7 protein-coding genes and 1 pseudogene are annotated in these 7,680 nt (G+C 61.0%); 7 read left to right on the forward strand and 1 reads right to left on the reverse strand.

The features are described 5' to 3' along the window. Nucleotides 1-303 (reverse strand): annotated as a pseudogene (locus tag AC1XOS_RS17360) (hypothetical protein); the annotation flags it as partial. Nucleotides 304-542: 239 nt separating this feature from the next. Between AC1XOS_RS17360 and AC1XOS_RS17365 the strand changes: the two are divergent. The 7 genes from AC1XOS_RS17365 to AC1XOS_RS17395 all read left to right on the forward strand — a co-directional run bounded on the left by AC1XOS_RS17365 (nucleotide 543) and on the right by AC1XOS_RS17395 (nucleotide 7,380). Next, nucleotides 543-2,051, forward strand: coding sequence for a proteasome accessory factor PafA2 family protein (locus AC1XOS_RS17365; RefSeq protein WP_481963483.1), 1,509 nt, complete (start codon nucleotides 543-545; stop codon nucleotides 2,049-2,051). A 27-nt stretch (nucleotides 2,052-2,078) separates the two neighbouring features. Further along, nucleotides 2,079-2,273, forward strand: a complete 195-nt coding sequence (locus AC1XOS_RS17370; RefSeq protein ID WP_309720589.1) for a ubiquitin-like protein UBact — start codon at nucleotides 2,079-2,081, stop codon at nucleotides 2,271-2,273. A 155-nt stretch (nucleotides 2,274-2,428) separates the two neighbouring features. Next, nucleotides 2,429-3,196 (forward strand): proteasome subunit alpha, encoded by a 768-nt coding sequence (locus tag AC1XOS_RS17375; protein WP_481963484.1) that lies wholly within the window; start codon nucleotides 2,429-2,431, stop codon nucleotides 3,194-3,196. Nucleotides 3,197-3,199: 3 nt separating this feature from the next. Further along, the gene (locus AC1XOS_RS17380; protein ID WP_481963485.1) at nucleotides 3,200-3,961 is read left to right on the forward strand and encodes a hypothetical protein; all 762 of its coding nucleotides are present in this window, start codon (nucleotides 3,200-3,202) and stop codon (nucleotides 3,959-3,961) included. A 118-nt stretch (nucleotides 3,962-4,079) separates the two neighbouring features. Next, nucleotides 4,080-4,424, forward strand: coding sequence for a hypothetical protein (locus tag AC1XOS_RS17385; RefSeq protein WP_481963486.1), 345 nt, complete (start codon nucleotides 4,080-4,082; stop codon nucleotides 4,422-4,424). 9 nt (nucleotides 4,425-4,433) lie between these two features. Continuing rightward, on the forward strand, nucleotides 4,434-6,134 hold the full coding sequence (locus AC1XOS_RS17390) for a tetratricopeptide repeat protein (RefSeq protein WP_481963487.1): 1,701 nt from the start codon (nucleotides 4,434-4,436) through the stop codon (nucleotides 6,132-6,134). Between the two features lie 10 nt (nucleotides 6,135-6,144). Beyond that, on the forward strand, nucleotides 6,145-7,380 hold the full coding sequence (locus AC1XOS_RS17395) for a COG1470 family protein (protein WP_481963488.1): 1,236 nt from the start codon (nucleotides 6,145-6,147) through the stop codon (nucleotides 7,378-7,380). The last annotated feature ends 300 nt before the right edge of the window (nucleotides 7,381-7,680 follow it).

Genomic DNA, 7,680 nt, shown 5'->3' on the forward strand with positions numbered 1-7,680 from the left:
GGTTGCCATTCGGTATGTCAGCTGCGCCTCGCTCGTTCCCAGGCGATTCGCTCCTGAGTCGGCTCCTCCATGTCCAGGATCAATCACCACGATCACGCCACGGAGTGGCCCTGTGGGTACCATGGGAGCGGGGGATGTTGGTGATTTGAGGGAGTTGGCACGCCGACGGCACTGCACAAAGAGCAAGATCGAGACGAGCAGAAGTAGCAGAACCGGCAGGTGCCCCCAGCGCTCTCGTCGTCCACGTAAGCGCCTGCGTGGTGCTGAAGGGCGTGAGGCCGGTGTCTTCCGTGGCGGTGGCACAGACACATCATACCGCAGACTATCCAAATAAGGCAGGCCGTTTACCGCCTCCCCCTTGGCGCACTCGTTCCTCGCTGCCGTTCCCCCTCCGGCTTCGCGAAGGGGGATAGTAACCTGCTTCACCCTCTTCGCAGCGAGGAACGAGCGAATGCCGGAGAGGGTCGCCGTCTAAGCGGCGGGGAGAGGTCTGCCCGAATGGTCAGTGGCAGGTGAGAAACCTCAGGGTACAATAGACCCACATGATCGGGATTGAGACGGAGTACGGAATCTACGTTGAGGGAAAAGGGGCTCAAGACCTTGTGGACGAGGCGGGCTATCTGGTAAAGCTTGTGCCCTCGCCCACCGTCGCCGGGCGCTGGGACTACCGACAAGAGCATCCCCGGCGGGACATGCGCGGCTTTACGGTGGACCATCTCTCCATTGACCCCAACGATGCCCAGTTCGAGCAGACCGGCAAGCCCCACTCCACGGATATTGAGGTGCGCTCCGACCGCGTTCTGACAAACGGTGCACGCCTCTACAACGACCACGGCCACCCGGAGTACGCCACGCCCGAGTGCACGAGCCTGCGCGAAGTCATTGCCCACGACCGAGCCGGTGAGCGCTGGATGCAGCGCCTCGCCGAGCGCCGGATGAAGCAGCTGGGAGCTGAGTCTCTGGTGGCGATGTACAAGAACAACACCGACTTTCACGGCGCGAGCTACGGTACCCACGAGAGCTATCTCATGCGTCGCGAAGTCCCATTCGATAAAGTCCTCGAAGGACTATTGCCTTTCTTCACGACTCGCCAGATTTTTGCCGGAGCGGGGAAAGTGGGCTGTGAGAAGACCGGCGCGGCCTTTGTTCCGTTCCAGCTCTCTCAGCGCGCTGATTTTTTCACGACACTCGCCTCCGTGGACACGCTCTACAACCGCCCGATTGTCAACACCCGCGATGAGCCCCATGCCGATGCGCTGCGCTTCCGTAGGCTCCATGTGATCTGCGGCGATGCGAACTTTGCCGAAGTGGCGACTCTACTGAAAGTGGGCACCACTCTGCTCGTCCTGCGTCTGATCGAGCAGGGGCTCGCTCCTAAAACGGTTGGGCTACGCGATCCGGTTGCCGCCATTCAGAGCATCAGCCAAGACCAGAGCCTCAAGTGGTGTGTCGAGCGCCACGGCGGGGGAACCGTCGGTGCCGTGGACATCCAGCGAGCCTATCTTGCCGCTGCCAAGGAGCATCTCACCGGACTCTCCCCCGACACCGACACCGTTCTGATAGAATGGGAGCAGGTGCTCAATACGCTCGAAACCGACCCTCTCTCGCTCGCAGACACGCTCGACTGGGCGGCGAAACGGGCGCTGCTGGAAGGCTTTATGGACGCCGAGAACCTGAGCTGGAGCGATCCCTATCTCCAGAGCCTGGATCTGGAGTACCACAACACCGATCCCGCCGCCGGGCTGTACTACGCGCTGGAGCAAGAAGAGAAGATTCGGCGCGTGGTGACCGAAGAAGAGATTCTCAAGGCACTCGACACGCCGCCTCTGGGCTCGCCGCGTGCCATTGTTCGTGGCCTGGCCGTTCGCAAGTTCCCCGACGCTGTGCAGAAGATTAGCTGGGGCGGCTTTACGCTAGAGCATGAAGGACAAAGCGCCCGTATCCGCATGGCCGATATTCAAGAAAGAGAACCCGCCGCCTTAGCAGCCGCTCTAGAAAATACCAAGACTCCCGCTGAGTTCATTGCCGTTTTGGCTACCTCCCCCGTTTGATTGGTAAGGAATTGGAAGGAATAGAAAATGATGGAAGAGTTTCGTGCAGATGATCGCTTAACCCGTCCCGTGACCCCGGTGGACCCGATCCGCCGCAACGGTGATGGCGATGGCCCCAAGGCTCCTGATGTCAAGCGCCCCGACTCGCGTGGCATCCTCGACCGGATGAAACGGGTGGATCCCAATGCCGCCAAGCGCTACCGACAACGAAGCGGAGAGTAACCGCTCTCCGCCGCCAACTCCTCCTCTCGCGCCACCGACTAGGCCACTGCGTGACGTGGATCATGAAGTGCTGCCTAAGGTAATGGAGCGCATGCGCCGCGTGAAGCCTGATATGGCTCGCCACTACAAACAGCGCCCCGGACAATAAACAAAACATGACTGACCTACTCCAACCCCATAGCGGTAACTTTGCCGCGCTGACCGGATTTCAGCTCAATGGCCTCGCTGAGGGGCCGATTCATGGTACCACCGTGATCGCGGTGAAGTACAAAGACGGTGTCTTGACCGTCGGGGATCGGCGTGCCACAGGTGGCATGGCGATCATGTACGACAAGGCCGAGAAAGTTCTCTCGCTCGATGACTACACCCTGATCTCGATCTCCGGGAGCTTCTCCAAAGCCATCGAGCTGGTGCGCTACTTGCGCATGGCCTTCAAGTACTACGAGCGCTCCCAGCTCCAGCCCATGAGCCTAGATGGCAAGCTCAACGAGCTTGGCAAGCTCATCGCGGGCAACATGATGGCGGCGATGCAGGGCATTGGCCTGGTCATCCCGATCCTCACGACATTTGACACCAAGAAAAACGAAGGTCGCGTCTTCTTCTACGACGGTGGCGGGGCACGCTTTGAGACGGCGGAGTACGCGGCAGCAGGCTCGGGTTCGACCCAGATTCGGGGAGCATTTGAGTATATCGGGCGAACCAAGGGCCCGTTTCGCGAGATGGACCGCGACACGGCGCTTCGTGAGGTGCTGACCCTCTTAGAGATTGCGGCGGACTTAGACGCGGCGACAGGCGGGGCCGCTAAGTACCTGCCACTCGCCAAGACCATCACCGCCGACGGCATTGCCGATGTTGAAGAAGATGTCCTGCGCTCTATCGTCAAGACCACGCTCGCTGCCGAACCCGCGATGGTTCAGGGATAAGCTATGTCCTATAATTTCTACGATTTTAACAACGCGCTCCAGCAGCGCAACGAGTATGTCGAGGATCGTCTGCGTGACGGCTCGCCCGTCGTGGGCCTTAGCTACGACGGTGGCATGTTGCTTCTTAGCCTCAAGCACTCCCAGCGCAAGGTCTACGAGATCTACGACAAGCTGATGCTCGGGGCGATGGGCAAGCAAAGTGATATCGAGAGCATCCGCTTGGCTGCCATTGATGCCGCGCATCGCGAGGGCTTCCAGCGCTCCGAGGACGATGTGAGCGTGCAGCGCCTCGTCGGGTTTGGCCTCTCACCTGCCGTCAAGCGTGTCTACAACGACAACAACACCATCCCGCTGACCTTTCGGGGGCTCTTTGCGGAGCTGAATGCCACGCCCGCGGACGATCTCTACTTCACCCTGGGCTACGACGGGGAGTTTCGCAATACCAAGCGCTACGCCGTGGTCGCCGGAACCACCTACGCATCGGAGCAGGCCGAGGAGTCGCTGAAGGATGCCCATCTAGGCAACCTCGAAGATACCGTAAAAGCCGCGCTGCGGGCCTGGGGGATCGCCCGCACCCAGCTTGCGCCCTTGCCTGAGAAGCTTGACGACGATGGGGAAGAGATTACGCCCCCTCCGACACCAGAGGAGATTCTCAAGACGGCCTTTGAGGATGGGATGAGTGTCGAGGCCGCGATCCTGGACCGGCACACCAAGCGCGAGAGCCGCTTCCGCCTCCTACGTGCCGATGAAATCCCCGCACTCTAACACAGCCCCCCTAACCCCCGCCGAGCGGGGGGACAATAAGGAATTTCCTCTTTCCTCCCCCGTTCGGGTACCCCGCGTAGCGAGGGTGGTGGGGCTGGGGGGGCAGACCCGCTGGCTCGTGGTGAGGAATCCTCGCCGCGAGCCCTTCTATGGAATCGGAGTGCTCCATGCCGACTACCGGACGCGCCAGATTGCTTCCGTGATTGTCTCCGATCCCGAGGGCAAGACCGTGCCCTCGCGCATCATCAACGAAATCCTTGGAGATCTTGAGGCAGATGGCAAGCGGCGCTGGGCCTTTGATCTAGAGTTCTTCTGCGACTGTGGTTCTTCAGCGACGGTTGCTTACACCGCACGCTTTGGAGACGATCCTGCATCGTGTGTCTCCGAGCAGGTGTGGCAAGAGCGCCTTAAAGAGGGAATGTTGCCTGCGGTTGAGTCTGAAACGTCGCGGGATGAAGTATAATCTAGCTTCATGGCAGACATTACCAACGTCAACCTCGTCTTCCTCCGAAAAGCCCGTGGCCTGGCTCCGCTCTCCCGCTATGCAATGCAAGATGATGGGACGATCCTGGTCTCGGTTCCTGATGAGCTGGAGGTTCGGACGTTTCATCTGGTGCGCTTCTCTGAGCAGGGGCGCAGTCGGATTACCCAGACCTACAATGTGGAGACGCTGCGGAAAACCGAGGTCGTGCCCGATGGCTCGGCCTTCGTGGGGAGCACCGACGATGACCTCTATCTGTTTCTGAAAGAGCGCAAGACACGCTTTCTGCCCGACCGCCGCGCTTCCTACACAGATCTATCGCTGGGGGTGGAGAGTGGGCGCTTTGGGGTGGCCTTCTCCGATCTGCTGGGCGCGGGGCACTCGGTGGCGATGGGGGAGCTGGGCGGGCGGCTGCTCTGGACCAAAGACATTGCCTTTCCCATCAACCGCGTCTGTCTAGATCGCACGGCCAAGTTCTTAGCCATCGCAGGCGAGAGTGGTGATTTAATCCTGGTGGACCACACCCGAAAGACTCTCTGGAACCACCGGCAGGAAGTGCCGCTCCTGGCAATTGCGACGGCGGGGCCGCAGCGCACTGCCTTTGCGACGGGTGGTCCCACGGTCGAGGCTGGGGGAATTGGACTCGTGGGCGGCGATGGGACGCTTCTCTGGTTCACTGAGCTGGTGGGGACACCTGTGGAGCTCGCCGTGGACGCGACGGGACACACGCTGGCGGTGCTCTTGGCGCTGGATCACTCAAGTGGACGGCTGGTCTTTCTCTCGGAAGATGGCCTTCCCCTCTGGGATATTGACTTTGAGGACTCACGTCCGACCGGGATCTCGGTCTCGCCATCGGGGCGCTTTGTCGCCGTGAGCCTGCGCGATGGGACACTCGTGACCTACGAGCTGACCTTTGGGGAGCGCATGGCCTCGCTCTCGGAAGAGGCAAGCCTCGCGGAAGCGCGTCAGTTCCAAGACCGAGGAAACGTGAGTGCCGCTGCGGAAGTCCTGCGGGCAAGGCTAGAGTCGGTTCCTTCGGACACACGTGCGTGTGAGCTGCTTATCAAGGTTCTGGAAGAGCTACGCCAGCGTGCCCTCAGTGCCGCCCAGACCGCAGAAGCCGTCGCTGACTTTTCGGGAGCGGATGGGCACCTAATCGCCGCGCAGCAGGATCTGACACATGATCCCCTTTTGGCTGAGGCGCGCACCGCACTTCGACTGCGCTGGTATCAGACGAAACTTTTGGAAGCCAATACCGCTCTAACCAGCGGGAACACTGAAGCTGCCGAGGCTGCCTTTCTGGAAGCGATCCAGGCGGATCCTCTGGCAACCGAGGCGCGAACGCAGCTCGCTGAAGCCCGCTATGCGGGAGCCGAAGAGGCCCTCCAGCGGGGGCAGATGCTGCTACGACAAGGCGATGCCACGGGTGCTCTGCTGGCCTTCACCGAGGCACGGCAGAAGGGCGCGGCGGGGCCAGAGCTGAGCGAGAAGGTTCGGCAAGCACGCGTTGTCGAGGCGATGGCTCTGGGCAATGCGCTCTACCAGGATCAGCAGTACGCGGCGGCACTGTTCCAGTACAAGAAAGCCCTGCGCCTGGACCCCGAAAATGGGGAGGCGCTCCAAAAGCTCAGATATGCTCAAAACTTCCTTCAGGACACACAGCTCTCGGATCGGTTTAGCCGTCTGGAGTAGCCTGCTACTCATGGCACCGGTGCTCGCCCAGACCGGTAATGAGGGGCGGCAGGTCGCACCGCTCACCAATGAAAACGGTGTCTCCTACGAGCGCAAGTGCCTCAAGCGGACGGTCTCGCTGGAGAGCCTGCAAGGCTGGGACTTGCTCTACTCTCTGGGCGAGAGCCGGGTCTTTTTCGACTGGGACGAGCGGTTTCTCTATCTGGCGGTCGCGGCACCCGTCGGTCAGGAAGTGCGCTTTGATCTGGATGCCAGCGGCGATGGCTGGTTCAAGGGCGCGGAGAACTTCAGTGTCCGCGTGATTCCTACGGCGCAGGGGATGCAGCCTTTTGTGCGCCGCTTCGACACGCTTCAGAACAAGGAGCACCCGGTCTGGGCGGAGCTAGAGTTCCCCGCCGGGGCTCTCGAAGGGCGTGTGCTCAAGACAGAGCAAGAGAGCGTGACTCTGGTTGCGCTTCCGATTGCCTTGCTTGGTACAGGTCGCAAGCCGGGGGTAGAGTTTGGCTTGCGTGTGCTCGTGGGCAATGCCGCCCTGGCGGAGCCTTCTCCCGATCAGCCGCTCTTGCGTCTCCAGCTCGCGGAGGAGAGCGAGGCCATTGCCGGGCCGCTGTCGGTGCGCCTGAACCTCCGCAACCGGGAGTATGTGGCGGGAGGGCTGGTGCGTGGCTCGCTGGAGCTGGCCAACTCGGGAGCGAAGCCGCTCTTTCTTAAGCAGATCTTCTTTCCCGACGGCACCGTGATCAGCAACCCCAAAGACCCTATTCTGATCCTCAATCCCGGTGAGCGTGTCAAACGAGACTTTCGCATGGTGGTTCCCGAAGGCCCGGAACCTGCGAGCCTGGTACTGCGGGGCGGTGCGGAGCGCGAAGAGGGGGCAGGTACGGTCGCGGCTTTGCTCAGTATTGACCGCCTAGAGCCGTTTTCCTTCGTCCTCGATCCTGATGCCAAGCCCGTGCTCGCCGCTGCCCCGCAAGGCCCTGCCCGCCAGCGCTTGGTGGTCGCGACCATCACTGGGCGGCGCGAGGGCAAGATGATGGGGCTGGTGCAGCTCACGCTCCCGACGGGCTGGAGCATGGAGGGCGATGCAAAGCGCGCGTTTTCCCTCTCATATCCCAACGAGCGGCGCAGTGTCAGCTTTAAAGTTGTCGTCCCCGCCGGCGTCCCAGCGGGCAGCTACCCGGTGGAGTCGCTCTGTGAGATCGGCGGCAAGACCTTCCGTGCCAAAGTAAGCCTGACAGTTCAGTGAGAGCACTTCATAACCCCAAAGCTGGAGTTCGAAACTCGGGGGCTGGGGTGCTGAACCCCGTGTCCGTGACACTTTGAGCCTCAAACTTGCACTTGGGAACCCGAAGCTTGCGCTCTTTACGAGGGCTGTAACATGAAAAACCTCAGCTCTGGTGCTCCGAACCTCTATTAGTCAGAGTTCGAAGCACCAGACTTGTGGTTCTGAAGTGCAAGTTTACGGTTTAGGACTTGGCTTGCTGACTTTGGCAAAACGTCGTCCGAGTTCATCGAGCAGCTCGTCGAGCCCTTCACCGCGTCCGTT

The organism is Armatimonas sp., assembly GCF_964826245.1.